The sequence below is a fragment of the Segatella copri genome (assembly GCF_024330485.1).
Taxonomy (GTDB): Bacteria; Bacteroidota; Bacteroidia; order Bacteroidales; family Bacteroidaceae; genus Prevotella; species Prevotella copri_L.
On sequence record NZ_JANDWX010000001.1, the window covers coordinates 458,838 to 479,642 of the forward strand.

Annotated in this window: 10 protein-coding genes; 7 read left to right on the plus strand and 3 right to left on the minus strand. The window is 46.1% G+C overall.

Going from position 1 to position 20,805, the window contains the following annotated elements:
- Nucleotides 1-203 precede the first annotated feature (203 nt).
- Nucleotides 204-2,066: a DNA helicase RecQ gene (gene recQ, locus NNC77_RS01870; protein ID WP_254969759.1), complete on the minus strand. Its 1,863-nt coding sequence runs from the start codon at nucleotides 2,064-2,066 to the stop codon at nucleotides 204-206.
- A 207-nt stretch (nucleotides 2,067-2,273) separates the two neighbouring features.
- Here recQ and NNC77_RS01875 point away from each other — a divergent pair, with 207 nt between their 5' ends.
- The gene (locus NNC77_RS01875; RefSeq protein WP_254969758.1) at nucleotides 2,274-4,280 is read left to right on the plus strand and encodes a dipeptidyl peptidase 3; all 2,007 of its coding nucleotides are present in this window, start codon (nucleotides 2,274-2,276) and stop codon (nucleotides 4,278-4,280) included.
- 11 nt (nucleotides 4,281-4,291) lie between these two features.
- Nucleotides 4,292-4,792 (plus strand): NUDIX hydrolase, encoded by a 501-nt coding sequence (locus tag NNC77_RS01880; protein ID WP_006846843.1) that lies wholly within the window; start codon nucleotides 4,292-4,294, stop codon nucleotides 4,790-4,792.
- Nucleotides 4,793-4,939: 147 nt separating this feature from the next.
- On the opposite strand, the gene NNC77_RS01885 is transcribed toward NNC77_RS01880, so the two are convergent.
- On the minus strand, nucleotides 4,940-5,554 hold the full coding sequence (locus NNC77_RS01885; protein ID WP_118066560.1) for a DNA alkylation repair protein: 615 nt from the start codon (nucleotides 5,552-5,554) through the stop codon (nucleotides 4,940-4,942).
- Nucleotides 5,555-5,581: 27 nt separating this feature from the next.
- The gene (ispE, locus tag NNC77_RS01890; protein ID WP_153082054.1) at nucleotides 5,582-6,442 is read right to left on the minus strand and encodes a 4-(cytidine 5'-diphospho)-2-C-methyl-D-erythritol kinase; all 861 of its coding nucleotides are present in this window, start codon (nucleotides 6,440-6,442) and stop codon (nucleotides 5,582-5,584) included.
- Nucleotides 6,443-6,619: 177 nt separating this feature from the next.
- Between ispE and NNC77_RS01895 the strand changes: the two genes are divergently transcribed.
- The 5 genes from NNC77_RS01895 to NNC77_RS01915 all read left to right on the plus strand — a co-directional run bounded on the left by NNC77_RS01895 (nucleotide 6,620) and on the right by NNC77_RS01915 (nucleotide 20,679).
- Nucleotides 6,620-7,756: a DUF2027 domain-containing protein gene (locus NNC77_RS01895; RefSeq protein ID WP_254969757.1), complete on the plus strand. Its 1,137-nt coding sequence runs from the start codon at nucleotides 6,620-6,622 to the stop codon at nucleotides 7,754-7,756.
- Between the two features lie 6 nt (nucleotides 7,757-7,762).
- Nucleotides 7,763-9,757, plus strand: a complete 1,995-nt coding sequence (locus tag NNC77_RS01900; RefSeq protein WP_022121951.1) for an NAD(+) synthase — start codon at nucleotides 7,763-7,765, stop codon at nucleotides 9,755-9,757.
- Nucleotides 9,758-10,016: 259 nt separating this feature from the next.
- Complete coding sequence (locus NNC77_RS01905; RefSeq protein WP_153117847.1) at nucleotides 10,017-13,388, plus strand: alpha-amylase family glycosyl hydrolase; 3,372 nt, start codon at nucleotides 10,017-10,019, stop codon at nucleotides 13,386-13,388.
- A 289-nt stretch (nucleotides 13,389-13,677) separates the two neighbouring features.
- Nucleotides 13,678-17,034 carry an alpha-amylase family glycosyl hydrolase gene (locus tag NNC77_RS01910; RefSeq protein WP_153118824.1) on the plus strand — a complete coding sequence of 1,119 codons (3,357 nt, stop codon included), beginning with the start codon at nucleotides 13,678-13,680 and terminating at the stop codon, nucleotides 17,032-17,034.
- A 288-nt stretch (nucleotides 17,035-17,322) separates the two neighbouring features.
- Complete coding sequence (locus NNC77_RS01915) at nucleotides 17,323-20,679, plus strand: alpha-amylase family glycosyl hydrolase (protein WP_254969756.1); 3,357 nt, start codon at nucleotides 17,323-17,325, stop codon at nucleotides 20,677-20,679.
- Nucleotides 20,680-20,805 lie beyond the last annotated feature (126 nt).

The window sequence follows — 20,805 nt, forward strand, 5'->3', positions numbered from 1 at the left end:
GTTCTGAACTTGCAGACATCCCGATTTTTTTATCTCCCTTAGTTACGAATGCTATCTCCCTTAGTTACGAATACTATCTCCCTTAGTTACGGGTATTATCTCCCTTAGTTATGAAAATATCTCCCTTAGTTATGAAAATATCTCCGAAGGTTATGAAATTATCTCCGAAGGTTACGAAATTATCTTTCGGAGATATTCTCCTGTTATAGTCCTGTATATTTCCTGATAGCCTTGATGAAGGTATCGCCATATTTATTGAGCTTGAATTCTCCGATACCACTGATCAGGCTCATGGCATTCTTGGTGGTAGGTTTCATTCTTGCGAGTTCATGAAGGCTCTTGTCGCTGAGTACGATATATGGAGGATAACCCTGTTCGTCGGCAAGGTTCTTGCGTATCTTTCTGAGGTGTTCAAAGAGCCCTTTGTCTTCCACGCCTTTCGAGTCTTCCTGGAAGATGACACGTTCGGCATGCACCTCAGGAATGAGATTTCCCGGCTGGGCGATGGCGCCCTTCCTGTTGCGTACCGTTTTCTGTGGGCGGGTGGCTTTATCATCTTCTTCGATATAAGCCAGCGAAACATGATGTTCTCCCTTCAGCACCTTCCAGCCTAAATCGGTAACCTTCATGTAGTTGTGGTTGTTGTAGGCAATCTCGAAGAATCCCATCTGTAACATCTGCAGCAGATAAGCATTCCAGTCCTTAGATGTTGTATCCCTGCCCACACCGAAGGTTTTCATCTCGTTGTATTTGTTTTTCACAACGGCAGAAGAATGCATGCCTCTCAGAATCTCGATGCAGGTACCTACTGCAATATGCTCACCCGAACGGACCACGGCACTCAGGGCTTTCTGGGCTCTGATGGTGCCGTCGAAGGTGCGTGGAGGATTCTTGCAAACATCACAGTTGCCGCAGTTGCAGGATGATGTCTCGCCAAAATAATTCAGCAGAATGCGTCGTCGGCATACTCTCGATTCGGCATATTCCTCCATGCGGCGCAGTTTCTCCATATTCACATCACGCTGTCCGCTTTCTTCGCAGAAAGAACGGAGGGTGATGATGTCGGCCATCGAATAGAACAGCACGGTATCTGATGGTGCTCCATCTCTTCCGGCTCTACCTATTTCCTGATAGAAACTCTCGATGCTTTTAGGCATATTATAGTGGATTACCCAGCGCACATTACTCTTGTCGATGCCCATTCCGAAAGCGATGGTAGCACATACCACCTGAATCTGGTCCATCTTGAACCGCTCCTGTACTGATGCTCTGGTCTGGGCAGTCATTCCGGCATGATAGGCTGCGGCATTGATACCCAGATTGATAAGTTCCTGAGCTACCATTTCGGTGTTCTTGCGGGAGAGACAGTAGATGATGCCTGCTTCTTCCGGATGATTACTGATGAAGCGGGTGATGTATTGGAGCTTTGCCTTTTTGGTACTCTCCTGTCTTACGGTGAGGGAGAGGTTGGGGCGGTCGAAACTGCTTACGAACGTCTGCCCATTGAGATGAAGCTGGCGTATGATATCTTCGCGTGTTATCTTGTCGGCTGTGGCTGTGAGCGCCATCACCGGGACATTGCGGAAATTCTCGTGCAGCATACCGAGTTGCGAATACTCCGGACGGAAATCGTGTCCCCACTGGCTGATGCAGTGGGCCTCGTCAACGGCAAAGAGCGAAATCTTGATGTTGCTGAATAAATAAGGTATCTCGCTGATGAGTTTTTCAGGCGAAACATAAAGAAGTTTCAGTTCTCCCTTCTCGCATCGGCGGCGGATGATGAGTTCATCGGTCGTGTCGTTTCCGCTGTTCAGTGCTTCTGCCGGGATACCGTTTGCCTTGAGCGCCTCCACCTGGTCGTGCATCAGACTGATGAGCGGTGAAATGACCACAGCGGTACCTTCCATTGCTAATGCGGGAACCTGGTAGCACAGACTTTTTCCACCACCTGTCGGCATGAGAACCAGACAGTCGTGTCCCTGCATTACCTCTCTGATAATCGCTTCCTGGTTGGGGCGGAAGGAATCGTATCCAAAATAGCTTTTTAATATCTCGTTTATCTGCATGATTGCCGTTTTATGTTTTCTGCCTTTACCGGCATGTTTTTGTTTTGATTTTCATGCAAAGGTAATGAATAATCTGCATAAATAAAAGTTTTCTCCAAGAAAAAGTGCATATTTCAAGTAAAAAACTTTGCAAAGAGCGAAAAACAGGAGGAAAAGTTTGGTATGTGGAAAAAATGTATTACTTTTGCATGGTAAATACAGATAAAAATGGCAAAATGTAATGTAAACACTCAAGAGCGATTTGCCGATATCCAGATGCTCCGTTATGAGCTGAAGGGTTTCGAACAACTGTCGCTCACACAGAAAATTTATATTTATTGCTTGTCGAAGGCAACCCTCTTGGGACGTGATATCACCTTCGACCAGCAGGGCAAATACAACCTGCGCATCCGTAAAACCCTGGAGGCTGTATACCTTCATTACGAGGGTAATCGCGAAAGCGAAGATTTCAAGGCTTTCGAAGTTTACCTGAAGCGTGTCTGGTTTGCCAGCGGCATCCATCATCACTATGGATGTGAAAAGTTTGTGCCAGGATTTTCAGAGGAATCTTTCTATGAGATGGTTGGGGCTGTAGCCGATGAATATCTGCCTCTTTCCAAGGGACAGAGCAAGGAAGACCTGTTGGGCATTCTGGTGCCTGTCATCTTCAATCCGGAAGTTATGCCTAAGCGCGTGAATCAGACGGATGGCGAGGATCTGGTACAGACTTCAGCCTGCAATTTCTATGAGAATGTTTCTCAGGCAGAAGTAGAACGTTTCTATGCCAGGATGAAGGAAGATGGCAACGAACAGGCACCTTCGTATGGACTGAACTCTAAACTGACCAAGCGTAATGGTGAACTGGTGGAGCTGAAATGGACAGAAGACGGCCTCTATGGCGCAGCTATCAAGGAGATTGTTTCCTGGTTGCTCCGTGCTCAGAAATATGCAGAAAATGAGGAACAGAAACATCTCATCGATCTCCTGGTGAAGTATTACCGTACAGGCGATCTGAAGGATTTCGACCGTTACAGCATTGCCTGGGTGCAGCAGCACGAGGGAATGATTGATTTCATCAACGGATTTATCGAAGTGTATGGCGATCCGCTCGGACTGAAAGGTACTTGGGAAGGCATCGTAGAATATAAGGATCTTGAAGCAACGAAGCGCACCCAGACCATCAGTCAGAATGCCCAGTGGTTTGAGGACCATTCACCTGTAGACCCACGTTTCCGCAAGCCGGAGGTGAAGGGTGTTACAGCCAATGTCATCTGTGCTGCGATGTTGGGTGGCGAGGAATATCCTGCTTCTGCCATCGGCATCAATCTTCCGAATGCCAACTGGATCCGTCAGGAATATGGTTCTAAGAGTGTGACCATCGGTAACCTGACCGAGGCATATAACAAGGCAGCTCAAGGCAATGGTTTCCGCGATGAATTCGTTATCGACGAGGATACCATCAGTCTGATGAATCAGTACGAGGATATTACAGATGATCTGCATACCGACCTGCATGAGTGTCTGGGACATGGTAGCGGACAGCTTTTGCCTGGTACCGACCCTGATGCACTGAAGGCGTATGGCAGTACGATAGAAGAGGCGAGAGCCGATCTTTTCGGACTCTATTATGTAGCCGACCATAAATTGGTAGAACTGGGTCTGACTCCGAATGATGAGGCATACAAGGCTCAGTATTACGGTTATCTGATGAACGGTCTGCTCACCCAGACCATCCGCATCAAGGAAGGCGACAAGATAGAGGAAGCCCACATGCGCAACCGTGCGCTGATAGCCTGGTGGGTGATGGAGCATGCCGAGGGTGCTGTGGAACTGGTGAAGATGGATATGAACTATGCTTCTGCCGAGGATGCTTTGAAGGACAGTGAGGGCAATATCATTACGACGAAGACTTATGTGAAGATTAATGATTATGCCAAGCTCCGCCATCTCTTCGGCGAGTTGCTTGCTGAAATTCAGCGCATCAAGAGTGAGGGCGATTTCGAGGCTGCCCGCCTGTTGGTAGAGAAGTATGCCGTGAATATTGATCCGGAATTGCATCGCGAGATCCTGGCAAGATACAAGAAACTGAATCTCGCTCCATACAAGGGATTCATCAATCCGAAGATGACGCTGGAGATGGATGAAGAAGGCGAAATTACAGACGTGGTATTGGATTACGAGGAGAGCTATGTTGACCAGATGTTGCGCTACTCTGATGAATACGGAACTTTGTAATAAGAGAAACGATGATAGATAATAAGAACGAGGAATTTCCGATAGTAGATGAAATGGGCAACATTCTGGGCGCTGTTACCCGCGGTCATGCCCATGACGGAAGCAAGATATTGCATCCGGTTGTTCATCTGCATGTATTCAACAGCCGGGGTGATCTGTATCTGCAGCATCGTCCAGCCTGGAAGGATATCCAGCCGGATAAATGGGATACAGCCTGCGGCGGTCATGTTGATTTAGGCGAAAGTGTGAGTCAGGCTTTGCATCGCGAGGTAAGGGAAGAATTGGGTATCACCGATTTTGAACCGGAATCTCTTGGGCATTATGTCTTTGAGAGTCAGCGGGAAAAGGAACTGGTTTACGTACATCGCTGTGTATATGATGGCGAGGTGAAACCGAGCCAGGAAGAATTGGCCGGTGGCAGATTCTGGACCAAGGATGAAATCAGCGAAAACATCGGCAAGGGTGTTTTCACTCCGAATTTCGAAAACGAATACCAGAAGTATTTCATGTAATGACGAAAATAGCTATAAAAATACGTCCCGACGTAGCATTTGCTACGTCGGGACGTATTTTTTTGTATGTCGGGACGCAGCAAATGCTACGTCGGGACGTATTTTCAGCAGGGTCGTGGCCTGTTTCTGACCGCATCGGCAGAAGCGTTAAATCTCGTAGATACCCTTGAGTGCTCCTCTTGCGATTTGTTCGAAATCTTCACCGAAGTCGCAGAAACGGAGAACCGCATTAGAGGCAGCATGTTTTATTCCCATGTTGTCACCCTGCAATGCAGTGGCAGCCTGATCCAGGAATTCGTTGATGCCACGCTCGTTAGGCTCTTTCCCATTGGCAAAAAGACGGGCCAGGAGCTGGAAACCGGCAATCTCATAGAGCGGCTTATCACTTGCTATCCACTGGTAGGCGATGACAGGCGCATAATCTACGTGCTGCAAAAGGTTGAAGGCAAGCATCTCTGCCATCTCCTGACTCTGTACCTGTTCCATCCATAAATCTGTGATTTCCGGAAGCATCTTATCGGCAGGCATAATGAGTGTAGCCAGAATCTTGCACTCCCGGATGTCTTCCTTCCACAGTTCGATGGCGAGGTCATAGTCTTTACCATATTCCTCAGCCATCTTTTTCAGTTCATAGAATGGTACGCCCCAATTCAGTTTATATCCCAGTCCCTTATCGCGCATAGATTGCGATCCCGGACCGTTCATCAGCAAGCGGAAGCTTCGCTTGATAGTCATCAGTTTCTGATGTGTTTCTTCGTTCATTATATTTAGAGTAAACTATTAACTAAATTAAAGTTTCATTATTTTACAGAACATTCCTTCGAAGTGTTCCTCTATATTTGCAGGTTTATGCTTGAAGATACCGAAGATGGCACTTCCGCTACCACTCATCGCTGCATATACGGCACCCAGGTTGTACAGCTTCTGTTTGATTTCTGCCAGTTCCGGGTGCATCTTGAAGATAGGTGCCTCAAAATCGTTGACAAGTTCCTCTTTCCAAGTCTCGATAGGCTGGCGTACAATGTCGCGGCAACATTTGGCTGGTGCCTGTGGGGTGATGGCTGCATAAGCCTCTTTGGTGCTGACGGCAATATCATCGCGCTTTACCACAACCAGATGATAGCCCCTCAGATTATCGCCAGGACCACTTACCGGCATCAGTTCTTCGCCGATGCCTTCTGCATAGCATGCAGTGTCACCATCTTCGGGGTCAGCAGAAATGAAGTAGGCACAGTCTGCGCCCAGCTTGGCAGCGTATCTTTCCATCTCCGGATTACCGATATTGAGGCGGAAACGCTCGTCAAGCAAACGGATCATGAAGGCTGCATCGGCAGAACCGCCACCCAAACCTGCCTGCGAAGGAATACGCTTCACCAGGTGAGCATGGATGCGTGGAATCCTGAAGTCGGCAGCCAGGAGATTATAAGCTTTTACAACGAGATTGTTCTGTTCGTCGCAATCCACAGCGTTACCTGTAATCTTCAGATCACAAGGAACATCACTAGGGAATTCATCGCCCATGAGCTTGATTTCAAGTGCATCGGTCAGCGGAATAGGGTAGAACACCGTTTCAAGATTGTGGTATCCATCTTTCCGCTTGCTAACTATATTTAAACCAAGATTGATCTTGGCACAAGGAAATGTAATCATAACTTTTCAGTTTAAAGGGTTCGTTACTATTTCTTTTTCTTTGCAAAGATACGGAAAAATATCTAACATGGTGCATCTTTTACAGGATTATTTTTATCTGTAGCATTAAAAATATTAAAATAAGCCCTGTTTTGCAATATCTTTTGTATCTTTGCAATTACAAATTATTAATAGATTATGAAAAAAGGAGATAAAGTCAGATTCTTGAGCGAAGTGGGTGGCGGAAAGGTTGCCGGCTTCCAAGGTAAAAATATTGTGCTCGTTGAGGATGAGGATGGTTTTGAGATTCCGATGCCTATCAACGAGGTGGTTGTGGTGGAGCAGGATGAATACTCCATGGGCAAGATGATTTCGGCTAAGATGGATGCGCAGCAGAAGGCTGAGGAGCATGCCAATACCGAACTGCATCAGGACAGCCGGAGTATCAAGGCCATCTTGAATGATCACGATGACGTGGATATGGATGTAGAGGAATATGATGCTGCCGACCGTGAGATAACCTTTGTGAAACCGGTTGAGGAACGTACGGGTGGCAACAAACTCAGTGCTTATCTCGCCTTTGTACCTATCAACATCAAGGACGTTACCAATACCCGTTTCGAGACCTATATGGTGAATGACAGCAACTACTATCTCCGCTATACCTATCTCGTGGCTGAGGGAAATGCATGGACTCTGAAAGCAGAGGGAGAAATAGAACCGAACACCAAACTCTTCATCGAGGAATTCGGTCGTGAGGCTCTGAACGAGATGGAGCATATCGCCATCCAGATGATAGCTTACAAGAAGGACAAGCCATTTCTTCTGAAGCCGGCAACAGATGTTCAGTTCCGCCTCGATCCAGTGAAATTCTACAAGCTTCATCTTTTCGAGGAGAACGATTTCTTCGAGACTCCAGCCTATCTCTTTACGATTGTAGAGAACGATGAAATAGCCCGTCCGCTGGTTATCGATTCCAAGCGTCTGAAAGAGCAGATGTATAAGGATGAGAAGGTTGTAGCCAACACCAGCAAGAAGAGCAAGAAGGATGATGGTACCCTTGTGATAGATCTTCATGCGGATGAAGTGCTTGAAACAACTGCTGGAATGAATTCTGCAGATATTCTTCATTATCAGATGGATATCTTCAAGAAGACCATGGAGGAATATAAGAAAAAGAAGGGACAGAAAATTATCTTTATTCATGGAAAGGGTGAAGGCGTGTTGCGCCAGACTCTCATTCATGAGTTGAACTATCGCTATAAGAGTTGCACTTATCAGGATGCTTCTTTCCAGGAGTATGGCTATGGTGCTACACAGGTAACAATAAAGTAATTTATTATGAAGTACGGATTTATTAAGGTAGCTAGTGCCATCCCAGCCGTAAAGGTGGGTGATGTCATTTTCAATACCCAGCAGATAGAGGAACAGATAGCGCTGGCTGAGGGAAAGGGTGTAGAGATCATTACATTTCCGGAACTCTCTGTTACGGGCTATTCCTGTCAGGATCTCTTCCGTCAGCAGATGCTTCTCGAATCATCTGAGCAGGCGGTGATGATGTTGCTCGATTTCACACGCAAACTCGATATCATCTCTATCGTGGGTGCGCCGGTGATAGCGGGCGACTTGTTGCTCAATTGTGGTATCGTTATCCAGCATGGACAGATTCTCGGTATTGTACCGAAGACATATCTTCCAAACTACAGCGAGTTTTATGAGAAACGCTGGTTTGCCTCGGCTCAGGACCTGAGAGATTGCGAAGTCCGTTATGCCGGACATAAGGTGAAACTGACGCCTGATGTTCAGATTTTTCAAACTTTCGATGGCGTACAGTTTGGTGTGGAAATCTGCGAAGATGTATGGGCTCCGGCTCCTCCTAGCAACAAACTGGCGCTAGCAGGAGCAGACCTGATTTTCAATCTTTCTGCAAGCGACGAACTCATCGGAAAACATCATTATCTGAAGAGTCTGCTCAGCCAGCAGAGTGCCCGTACCATGACCGGATATATCTACAGTTCCTGCGGATTCGGTGAGAGTACGCAGGATGTGGTTTATGGTGGAAATGCCCTGATTTATGAGAATGGAGTTTTACTTTCACAGAGTGAACGTTTCTCTATTGAACCGCAGATGGTTATCTCTCAGATAGATGTAGAGAAACTCCGCTCTGAGCGTCGTACGAATTCTACTTATGTAAATGCCCAGCGCAATATTAAGTATTCTGTTCTCGGCGGTCAGTTCAATATCCGTAATATCGAAGCCGATCCTACCGAAAATGAACGCGATTTTGTGTTGGAACGTGAGGTGAATCCTCATCCGTTTATTCCTACCAGCAGCGATATGAATGCCTCTTGCGAGGAAATTTTCAATATCCAACTCATGGGACTAGCCAAGCGTATCGTTCATACCCATGCCAAGACCGTAGTAATCGGTATTAGCGGTGGTTTGGATTCTACGCTGGCCTTACTCGTTTGTGTAAAAGCTTTTGATAAACTCAAAATGAACCGAAAGGGTATCGTAGGTGTCACTATGCCGGGATTCGGAACCACAGACAGAACCTACAATAATGCTATCTCGCTGATGCAGAGTCTTGGTATTACCATTAAGGAAATCAGCATCGCCAAGGCTGTAACCCAGCACTTTGAGGACATCGGTCAGGATGCCAGTGTGCATGATGTGACTTACGAGAATTCCCAGGCTCGTGAACGTACCCAGATTCTGATGGATTTAGCCAATAAGATGGGTGGTATGGTTATCGGTACCGGCGACCTTTCAGAGTTGGCATTAGGATGGGCTACCTATAATGGTGACCACATGAGCATGTATGGCGTGAATGCCAGCATTCCTAAGACCCTGATCCGTCATCTCGTAAATCATGTAGCAGAGAGTGGGGTAGACGAACAGAGCCGCATCACTCTTCGTGATATCATCGATACTCCTATCAGTCCAGAGTTGATTCCGGCAGATGAGAATGGAAATATCAAGCAGAAGACGGAAGATTTGGTGGGACCATACGAACTGCATGATTTCTTCCTCTACTATTTCCTGCGTTTCGGTTTCCGTCCTTCCAAGATTTACATGTTGGCAAAGAAGGCATTTATTGATTCCGAACTGGAGCGTGTAAAGATCAGTGATAATGATCCTGACAGCTATGATGAGGAAACCATTAAGAAGTGGCTGAAGACCTTCGTGCGCCGTTTCTTCAATCAGCAGTTCAAGCGCAGCTGTTTGCCAGACGGCCCGAAAGTAGGTAGCGTAAGCCTCAGTCCTCGTGGCGACTGGCGTATGCCTAGTGATGCTGCATCTGCCATCTGGCTGCAAGAGGCTGAAAACCTCTGAAATTGATTTCGGACAAGCCAAAAGTACAATATTCTTTCTATTTTCTGGCGCGCCCGTTATATTAATTATATACTCTTAAAGGGGCTGGATTTTGTAAATATTTGGTTTACAGAATTCAGCCCCTTTTTCTTAATATTTGTGAAATCGATTGCACAAAAATATCAGCAGAAAAGTGAAATATCTTGTTGCGCGGATAGAAATAGTTTGTAATTTTGCGGAAGATAATTCAACTATTCAATTTTAACTTAACAATTTCATTATGAAGAAACTTGCCGCAAAATTATGGGCAGTTTTAATGCTCATGTTGGTCTCCATGCAGACGATGGCTACAGACACGTTTACTAGCAATCGTACTGATTTCCGAGACGAAAGTATCTATTTTATGATGACCACGCGTTTCTACGATGGTGACACAGGAAACAATGTGCTCTGCTGGGATAACCAGTCAGAGCAGATCAAAACAAAAGACCCTTGCTGGCGAGGCGACTTCCAGGGTGTCATCGACAAGCTCGACTACATCAAGGCATTGGGTTTTACAGCTATCTGGATTACACCAGTAGTGCAGAACGCATCCGGTTACGACTACCATGGTTATCATGCCATGGATTTCCAGCATGTTGACTGCCGTTATCAGAGCAGCGATGGTAGCAAGGACGGTGACGCCATGTTCCAGGAACTCATTGATAAGGCACATAAAAAGGGTATCAAGATCATCCTCGACGTCGTGCTCAACCACACTGGTAACTTCGGTGAGCAGACACTCTGCAAGGAGTTTGACCGTGATACCGACTTGGCAACTCAGGCACTGATTGATGCTTGTATGATTCCTAATGAGGAGAAGTTGGGTTCCGACTACCTTACAAGTGTCGCTTATGAGCAGTATCAGCGTCGTCTTGCCTTGATGAAGAATATCCGTGGCAAGAACCAGGATGTTCACAACTACTGGCACCACTTTGGTGACTTCAACTGGGATTATCCTAATCGCTGGTGGGCTCAGATTGCAGGTGACTGCGTTGACCTGAATACCGAGAACGACTACGTAGCAGATTATCTCGTAAAGTGCTATGGCAGCTTCATCAAGATGGGTGTCGATGGATTCCGTATCGATACTTCCGGTCATATCTCACGTCTTACCTTCTGCAAGCAGTTTATTCCTCAGTTTACAGCTCTTGGTGAGAAGTATAAGAACAAGCGATTGAACCAGGCTCCATTCTTCATGTATGGTGAGGTTTGCGCCCGTTACAGTGATGTCACATACCGTGGTCAGGAGAACCTCTCTTGCTATTATTACACATGGCAGGCTCCAAAGGCCTTGCTCGACAAATGGGATGGCAGCCAGTCTTACTGGGATACACAGGTACTCTTTGATAAAGCCAATGGCGGTACAGGTGTGGATGACCATCAGATGGCTCTCTGTGAGTCAGACAATGCCCCAACACCAACAAGCGACAATACCTTTATGGTGAATGGTAAGTGGCATGAGCCAGACTATTCTCAGGCAAGTGGCTTCCATGTAATCGACTTCCCATTGCACTACAACTTCGGTAATGCTGCCGCCGCATACGGTTTGGCAAAGTCAGGTGACAAGAAATATAATGATGCTACCTATAATGTGGTATATGTTGATAGCCACGACTACGGTCCTCAGCAAACCAATGACCAATTCCGTTTCTCTGGTGATGATGCTCAGTGGGCAGAGAATCTCTCTCTGATGTTTACCTTCCGTGGTATTCCATGTCTCTATTATGGTTCTGAGGTTGGTTTCCGTCGCGGTGCTCCGATTGACAGAGGTCCTCACGGTCCTCTTTCAGAAACTGGTCGTGCTTACTTCGGTGGTTACCTCACTGGTGATGTAGAAGCAACTGATTTCGGTGACTATACAGCTTCAGGCAATGTGGCTGCTACATTGAATCATGATGTCGCTCAGCACCTCATCCGTCTGAACAAGATCCGTCAGGCTGTTCCTGCTTTGCGTAAGGGTCAGTGGACCGACGATGGTTGTACTCCTGCTGATGGCGGTATCGCCTTCAAGCGTGCTTATAAGAATGACAGCTATGCACTCGTAGCCATCAATGGTGGTGCTACATTCACAGATTGTCCTGATGGTACTTATACCGACGTGGTTACAGGCAAGACTTACACTGGTACTACTATCACCGTTGATGCTCCTGCTACTCAGGGTCAGCTCCGTGTTCTCGTGAAGGATTGGAAGGGCGGTCAGATCGGTGAGGATGGTCCTTTCATCTATAATGAGACTCCTAAGAAGAAGCCAGAGGCTGATCAGGCTTACGATGGTCATGAGGAAGATGGTACAACTTGGGTTGAGCCACAGACTAATGAGTTTGGTTTGAAATTCTCTCAGGCTGGTGGTACATTCCGCACCAATACTGTTACTGTAGAGGTAAGCCTTAGCGGTAAGGCAACTTCTGGTTGGTTCCAGGTAGAAGGTAAGGACAAGGTAGAGTTGGTTCCTGGCGAGACCAAGACATTCACTATCGGTGAAGACATGAACTTCAAGCAGACCAAGACTGTAACATGGTATGCTAAGAATGAAAATAAGGTGAAAGAAGGTAAGGTATCCTTCACCAAGGTGGATCCTAACGCATCTATCACCGTATATGTAAAGGCAGACAAGGCTCCAACTATCTATGCTTGGGTTCCTGGTACTCCAGCTAAGGAGTTGACAGGTGCATGGCACGGTAGGACTATGGATGGTCCTGAAGAGATTGGCGGTGTCAACTACTGGTACAAGACTTTCGATGGAGTAGAGAGCTTCAATGTGATTCTGAATAATGGTAATGACAAGCAGTCAAGTGACATCACTGGTATCACAGGCGATATCTACTTAGAGTATGACGGTGGTTCAAATGTCAAGACGCTCGATGCTCCTGTCAACACAACAGCCAAGGTTACTTTGAGTCCTAACGGTGGTGACTTCGAGAAGACTATTTCTGTAACAGCTACCCTCAGCGACAATGCCAAGAGCGGTTGGTATAAGATTGGTAATGGTGAGCAGGTAGCTCTTACTCCTGGTAAGCCAGTTACCTTCACTCTCGGTGCTGACATGATGGAAGGCGAGAGCAAGACTGTAACTTGGAGCGCAACTAATGCAGAGGATAAGGCTAAGACTGGTACTGCTACCTTCAACAAGAAGGCTGAGGTTGTAGTTCCTACTCCAACAGGTATCTTCGCTTACTTCCTCGCTCCTTCAGACTGGAGTTTAGTTGACTGCTGGGCTTGGAGTGATGCAGGCAACTTTACTGGTGGTAACTGGCCAGGTGTAGCATGTACCAAGATCGGTGTGAAGAAGAATGGTTTGGATGTCTGGATGTGGAAGTATGATGGCGATTTGACAACTGCTCCTACCATGATCATCTTCAGCAACGGCGGTGGTCAGCAGACAAAGGATTTGGAATTCGAAAACGGTGCAGTTTATAACCTTGCCGGTAAGACCAATGAGTCTGTCTCAACAGGCATCAACCAGGTAGGTAGCAAGAAGGCTCCTGCTAAGTTGAAGATTTACTCTATCAATGGTGTGAAGGTTGCCGAAGTAAACAAGGTTTCTGATGCAGAATACGTTCTGGCTCCAGGTATGTATATCTGCAATGGCAAGAAGTTTGTTATCAAATAAACTTACCGCTACTTTGGGACTTAAATAAGCACTTCGCCTGCTCTGTAAGCGGGTAGTGTGAGTTTGTCCCCGTGCGGTTAGCAGTTTATGTACATAATATCCTCTGAATGAGGCTGATTTTTGCAAATATTCGTTTTGCGAAATTCAGCCTCTTTTTCTTTGTTGTTGCGAAATCGATTGCACAGAAAAAACAATAGAAAAGTGAATTGTTTTATAGTATATATAAAAAGAATTCGTAATTTTGTGGTGTAATTATCAACTATTCAATTTTAAACTTAACAATTTCATTATGAAAAAACTTGCCGCAAAATTATGGGCGGTTCTTATGCTCATGTTGGTCTCTATGCAGACGATGGCTACCGATGTGTTTACATCGAATCGTACTGACTTCCGAGACGAAAGTATTTACTTCATGATCACCACGCGTTTCTACGATGGAGATCCTAAAAACAATGTGCTTTGCTGGGATAACCAGGAAGCACAGATGAGTACCAAGGACCCTTGTTGGCGAGGTGACTTCCAGGGTGTCATCGACAAGCTCGACTACATCAAGGCGTTAGGTTTCACTGCCATCTGGATTACTCCTGTCGTACAGAATGCATCCGGTTATGACTACCACGGCTATCATGCTTCGGATTTCTCCAAGGTAGATTGCCGTTATCAGAGTGGTGACGGCAAAAAGAGCGGTGACGTGATGTTCCAGGAACTCATCGACAAGGCTCACGAAAAGGGTATCAAGATTATCCTCGATATCGTGCTCAACCACTCCGGTAACTTCGGTGAGGAGCATTTTTGCAAGGAGTTCGACCGTGATACACGTCTTCGTAACCAGGCAGACATCAATGCTTGTATGATTCCTAATCCAGAAATATTGGGTAGTGACTATCCAAGTCTTTTGCCTGCGGCACAGTATCAGCGTCGTCTTGCCCTGATGAAGAATACCGATGGTCAGAATCATGATTCACACAACTACTGGCACCATTTGGGTAGCTTCAACTGGGACTTTCCTAATCGCTGGTGGGCTCAGATTGCAGGTGACTGTGTGGACTTCAATACTGAGAATAATACAGTGGCTGAATATCTTGTCAAATGCTATGGCAATTTCATCAAGATGGGTGTCGATGGTTTCCGTATTGATACATCCGGTCACATCTCACGTCTTACCTTCTGCAAGCAGTTCATTCCTCAGTTTGCTGCCCTCGGTAAGAAGTACGAGGACAAGCGATTGAACAAGGCTCCATTCTTCATGTATGGTGAGGTTTGTTCCCGTTACAGTGGTGTGCAGTACCGTGGTCAGGACAACCTTTCACCTTATTATTATACATGGAAGGCTCCACAGAACTTGATGGATCAGTTTGATGGCAGCCAGTCATACTGGGACACTCAGGAAATTTATGACACAGGTTCAGGTTATGATGATAAGCTGATGCCTCTCTGCGAGAAAGATAATGCGAATTCTCCTGAAAGCAACAATACCTTTATGCTGAATGGCGCATGGCATGAGCCAGACTATTCTCAGTCAAGCGGTTTCAATGTAATCGACTTCCCATTGCACTACAACTTCGGTAATGCTGCCACCGCATACGGCTTGGCAAAGTCTGGTGATATGAAATATAATGACGCTACCTATAATGTGGTATATGTAGATAGTCACGACTATGGTCCTGGATCAGGGTCTCGTTTTGGCGGCTCAGACGCTCAGTGGGCAGAGAATCTCTCTCTGATGTTCACCTTCCGTGGAATCCCATGTCTCTATTATGGTTCTGAGGTAGGTTTTCGTCGCGATGTTGTGATTGACAGAGGTCCTAATGGTCCTCTTTCTGAAACTGGTCGTGCTTACTTCGGTGGTTATATCACAGGTGATGTAAAAGCCAAAGATTTCGGTGACTACACAGCAACAGGTAATGCGGCTGCCTCATTGAATCATGATGTGGCTCAGCACCTCATCCGTCTGAACAAGATTCGTCAGGCTGTTCCTGCTCTCCGTAAGGGTCAGTGGACTAGCGATGGTTGTACTCCTGCCAATGGTGGTATCGCCTTCAAGCGTGCTTATAAGGACAGTTATGCACTCGTAGCCCTCAATGGTGGTGCTACTTTCACAGATTGCCCAGCTGGTACTTATACAGACTTGGTAACAGGCAAGACTTACACAGGTTCTACTATCACTGTTGATGCTCCTAATAATCAGGGTCAGGTTCGCGTACTCGTGAAAGACTGGACTGGTGGCAAGCTCATTGATGATGGTGCTTTCATCTACGATACAACAGCCAAGTCTCTGGGTGACCAGACCTATGATGGTAATGAAGAGGCTGGTACAACTTGGGTTGACGAGGCTCCTCTTATGCCTGTAAGCGTTTCTCTTTCTCCAGCTGGTGGTACTTTCCGTACCAATACGGTAACTGTTACCGCTGAGGTCTCAGAAGATGCTACGTCTGCTTGGTATCAGATAGAGGGACAAGACAAGGTAGATTTGACCCCTGGTAAGCCTGTTACCTTCACTATCGGTGAAGACATGAACTTCAATGACACCAAGACAGTGACTTGGAGTGTAACAAGCTCTGAAGGCAAGGAGAAGACTGGTAAGGTTACATATACCAAGGTAGATCCTAACGCAGCTATCACCGTATATGTAAAGGCAGACAAGGCTCCTTACATCCACGCTTGGACAACAGGTGTTGACGGTAAGAATTTGACAGGTTCATGGCCTGGTAAGGTGATGAAAGGTCCTGAGGAGATTGATGGTGCTAAATACTGGTCTTACTCTTTCGATGGCGTAGAGAACTTCAATGTCATCTTGAATAATGGTAGCGGTGCACAGTCTGGTAATATCACTGGTATCACAAGCGATATCTACTTGGAGTATGATGGTGGTAAAAGTGCCAAGAAGATTGACGCTCCTGTCAATGCTGCAGCCAAGGTTACTTTGAGTCCTAATGGTGGTGAGTTCGAGAAGACTATCTCCGTAACAGCAACCCTCAGCAACAATGCCAAGAGCGGTTGGTATAAGATTGGCGATGGCGAGCAGGTTAATCTGACTCCTGGCAAGCCAGTTACCTTCACCCTCGGTGCTGACATGATGGAAGGCGAGAGCAAGACTGTAACTTGGAGCGCAACTAATGCAGAGGATAAGGCTAAGACTGGTTCTGCAACCTTCAACAAGATTAAAGAGGTAGTTATTCCTACTCCAACAGGTATCTTCGCTTACTTCCTCGCTCCTTCAGACTGGAGTCAGGTAGACTGTTGGGCTTGGAATGATTCTGAGAACGTGAACTTTACCGGTGGTAAATGGCCAGGTGTAGCATGTACCAAGATCGGTGTGAAGAAGAATGGTTTGGACGTCTGGATGTGGAAGTATGATGGTGATTTGACAACTGCTCCTACTATGATCATCTTCAACAATGGTAATGGTACGCAGACAAAGGATTTGGAATTCGAAAACGGTGCAGTTTATAACATTGACGGTAAGACCAACGAGTCTGTCTCAACAGGCATCAACCAGGTAGGTAGCAAGAAGGCTCCTGCTAAGTTGAAGATTTACTCTATCAATGGTGTGAAGGTTGCCGAAGTAAACAAGGTTTCTGATGCAGAATACGTTCTGGCTCCAGGTATGTATATCTGCAATGGCAAGAAGTTTGTTATCAAATAAATTACCGCTACTTTGGGACTAAAACAAGCACTTCGCCTGCTCTGTAAGCGGGTAGTGTGAGTTTGTCCCCATAGGTTAGCAGTTTATGTACAAAATATCCTCTGAAAGAGGCTGATTTTTGCAAATATCCGTTTTGTGAAATTCAGCCTCTTTTTCTTTGTTATTGCGAAATCGATTGCACAGGAAAAACAATAGAAAAGCGAATTGTTTTATAGTATATATAAAAAGAATTCGTAATTTTGCGGTGTAATTATTCAACTATTCAATTTTAAACTTAACAATTTCATTATGAAAAAACTTGCCGCAAAATTATGGGCGGTTCTTATGCTCATGTTGGTCTCCTTGCAGACGATGGCTACCGATGTGTTTACATCGAATCGTACTGACTTCCGAGACGAAAGTATCTATTTCATGATGACCACTCGTTTCTACGATGGTGATCCAAGTAACAATGTGCTCTGCTGGGACAACCAGGAAGCACAGAAGAGTACCAAGGACCCTTGTTGGCGAGGTGACTTCCAGGGTGTCATCGATAAGCTCGACTACATCAAGGCGTTAGGTTTCACTGCCATCTGGATTACTCCTGTCGTACAGAATGCATCCGGTTATGACTACCACGGCTATCATGCTTCGGATTTCTCCAAGGTAGATTGCCGTTATCAGAGCGGTGACGGCAAAAAGAGCGGTGACGTGATGTTCCAGGAACTCATCGACAAAGCTCACAAAAAGGGTATCAAGATTATTCTTGACATCGTGCTCAACCACACCGGTAACTTCGGTGAGGAGCATTTTTGCAAGGAGTTCGACCGTGATACTCGTCTTCGTAACCAGGCAGACATCAATGCTTGTATGATTCCTAATTTGGAAACATTGGGTAGTGACTATCCAGGTCTTCAGCCTGGTTATCAGTATCAGCGTCGTCTTGCCATGATGAAGAATACCGATGGTCAGAATCATGATCCACACAACTACTGGCACCATTTCGGTAACTTCAACTGGGACTTACCTAATCGTTGGTGGGCTCAGATTGCAGGTGACTGTGTGGACCTCAATACTGAGAATAATACAGTGGCTGATTATCTTGTCAAATGCTATGGCAATTTCATCAAGATGGGTGTCGATGGTTTCCGTATTGATACATCCGGTCACATTTCACGTCTTACCTTCTGCAAGCAGTTCATTCCTCAGTTTGCTGCCCTCGGTAAGCAGTACGAGGACAAGCGATTGAACAAGGCTCCTTTCTTTATGTATGGTGAGGTTTGTGCCCGTTTCGGTAGTGTGCAGTACCGTGGTCAGGACAACCTTTCACCTTATTATTATACATGGAAGGCTCCAAAGGATCTGATGGATGGCTTTGATGGCAGCCAGTCATACTGGGACACTCAGGAAATCTATGACAGTGGTACAGGTTATGATGCTAAGCTGATGCCTCTCTGCGAGAAAGATAATGCTGATTCTCCTGAAAGCAATAATACCTTTATGCTGAATGGTGCATGGCATGAGCCAGACTATTCTCAGTCAAGCGGTTTCAATGTAATCGACTTCCCATTGCACTACAACTTCTCTAATGCAGGAAGTGCATACGGCTTGGCTAAGTCTGGTGATATGAAATACAATGATGCTACTTATAATGTAGTATATGTAGATAGTCATGACTACGGTCCTCAGCCAAGTGATGGTATCCGTTTCTCTGGTAGTGATGCTCAGTGGGCTGAGAATCTCTCTCTGATGTTTACCTTCCGTGGAATCCCATGTCTCTATTATGGTTCTGAGGTAGGTTTCCGTCGTGGTTCTGTGATTGACAAAGGTCCTAATGGTCCTCTTTCTAACACCGGTCGTGCTTACTTCGGTGGTTATATCACAGGTGATGTAGAAGCATCAGACTTCGGTGAATACAAGGCTTCTGGTAATGTGGCTGCCTCATTGAATCATGATTTGGCTCAGCACCTCATCCGTCTGAACAAGATTCGTCAGGCTGTTCCTGCTCTCCGTAAGGGTCAGTGGACAGACGAGGGTTGTGCTGCTAACGGCGGTATCGCTTTCAAGCGTGCTTATAAGGACAGTTATGCACTTGTAGCCCTCAATGGTGGTGCTACTTTCACAGATTGCCCAGCTGGTACTTATACAGACTTGGTAACAGGCAAGACTTACACAGGTTCTACTATCACCGTTGATGCTCCTAGTAATAAGGGTCAGGTTCGCGTTCTCGTGAAAGACTGGAAGGGTGGCAAGCTCATTGATGATGGTGCTTTCATCTACGAAACTGCAGCTCAGCATAAGGGTGGTCAGGACTATGATGGCAATGAAGAGGCTGGTACAACTTGGGTTGACGAGACTCCTCTTCAGCCAGTAAGCGTTTCTCTTTCTCCAGCTGGCGGTAGTTTCCGCACCAATACGGTAACTGTTACCGCAACACTCTCTGAAGACGCCTTGTCTGGTTGGTACCAGATAGAGGGACAGGACAAGGTAGATTTGACTCCTGGTGAGGCTGCCACCTTCACTATCGGTGAAGGCATGAACTTCAATCAGACCAAGACTGTGACTTGGAGCGCTACAAGCTCTGAAGGCGAGAAGACTGGTAAGGTTACTTATACCAAGGTTGATCCTAACGCATCTATCACCGTATATGTAAAGGCAGACAAGGCTCCAACTATCTATGCTTGGGTTCCTAGTACTCCAGCTAAGGAGTTGACAGGTGCATGGCACGGTAAGACCATGGATGGTCCTGAAGAAATTGGTGGTGTCAACTACTGGTACAAGACTTTTGATGGAGTAGAGAGCTTCAATGTAATATTGAATAATGGTAGCGGTGCTCAGTCTGGTGAAATCTCTGGTATTACAGGTGATATCTACTTGGAGTATGATGGTGGTACAAGTGCCAAGAAGATTGACGCTCCTGTCAATACAGTTGCTGCTGCCAAGGTTACTTTGAGCCCTAACGGTGGTGACTTCGAGAAGACTGTTACCGTGACAGCAACATTGAGCAACAATGCCCAGAGCGGTTGGTATAAGATTGGCAACGGCGAGCAGGTGGCTCTTACCCCTGGTAAGGCTGCTACATTCACACTCGGTGCTGACATGATGGAAGGCGAGAGCAAGACTGTAACTTGGAGTGCAACCAGTGCAGATAACGAAACCAAGACAGGTTCTGCAACCTTCAACAAGATGAAAGAGGTAGTTATTCCTACTCCAACAGGTATCTTCGCTTACTTCCTCGCTCCTTCAGACTGGAGTAATATTCATGCTTACGCTTGGAGTGATGGTCCAGTGGAATATGCTGGTGGTTGGCCTGGTGTAGCATGTACCAAGATCGGTGTGAAGAAGAATGGTTTGGATGTCTGGATGTGGAAGTATGATGGCGATTTGACAACTGCTCCTACCAATATCATCTTCAACAACGGCGGTGGTCAGCAGACAAACGATTTTGTTTTCGAAAACGGTGCAGTTTATAACCGTGATGGTAAGACCAATGAGTCTGTCTCAACAGGTATCAACCAGGTAGGTAGCAAGAAGGCTCCTGCTAAGTTGAAGATTTACTCTATCAATGGTGTGAAGGTAGCCGAAGTAAACAAGGTTTCTGATGCAGAATACGTTTTGGCTCCAGGTATGTATATCTGCAATGGCAAGAAGTTTGTTATCAAATAAATTACCGCTACTTTGGGACTAAAACAAGCACTTCGCCTGCTCTGTAAGCGGGTAGTGTGAGTTTGTCCCATACTGTTAGCAGTTTATGTACATAATATCCTCTGAAAGAGGCTGATTTTTGCAAAT

Excerpts from the sequence above, each read along its gene's own strand:
- ispE (WP_153082054.1), bottom strand. The coding sequence starts at position 6,442 with ATGATTACATTTCCTTGTGCCAAGATCAATCTTGGTTTAAATATAGTT.
- recQ (WP_254969759.1), bottom strand. The coding sequence starts at position 2,066 with ATGCAGATAAACGAGATATTAAAAAGCTATTTTGGATACGATTCCTTC.
- NNC77_RS01915 (WP_254969756.1), top strand. The coding sequence starts at position 17,323 with ATGAAAAAACTTGCCGCAAAATTATGGGCGGTTCTTATGCTCATGTTG.
- NNC77_RS01905 (WP_153117847.1), top strand. The coding sequence starts at position 10,017 with ATGAAGAAACTTGCCGCAAAATTATGGGCAGTTTTAATGCTCATGTTG.
- NNC77_RS01900 (WP_022121951.1), top strand. The coding sequence starts at position 7,763 with ATGAAGTACGGATTTATTAAGGTAGCTAGTGCCATCCCAGCCGTAAAG.
- NNC77_RS01895 (WP_254969757.1), top strand. The coding sequence starts at position 6,620 with ATGAAAAAAGGAGATAAAGTCAGATTCTTGAGCGAAGTGGGTGGCGGA.
- NNC77_RS01910 (WP_153118824.1), top strand. The coding sequence starts at position 13,678 with ATGAAAAAACTTGCCGCAAAATTATGGGCGGTTCTTATGCTCATGTTG.
- NNC77_RS01875 (WP_254969758.1), top strand. The coding sequence starts at position 2,274 with ATGGCAAAATGTAATGTAAACACTCAAGAGCGATTTGCCGATATCCAG.
- NNC77_RS01880 (WP_006846843.1), top strand. The coding sequence starts at position 4,292 with ATGATAGATAATAAGAACGAGGAATTTCCGATAGTAGATGAAATGGGC.
- NNC77_RS01885 (WP_118066560.1), bottom strand. The coding sequence starts at position 5,554 with ATGAACGAAGAAACACATCAGAAACTGATGACTATCAAGCGAAGCTTC.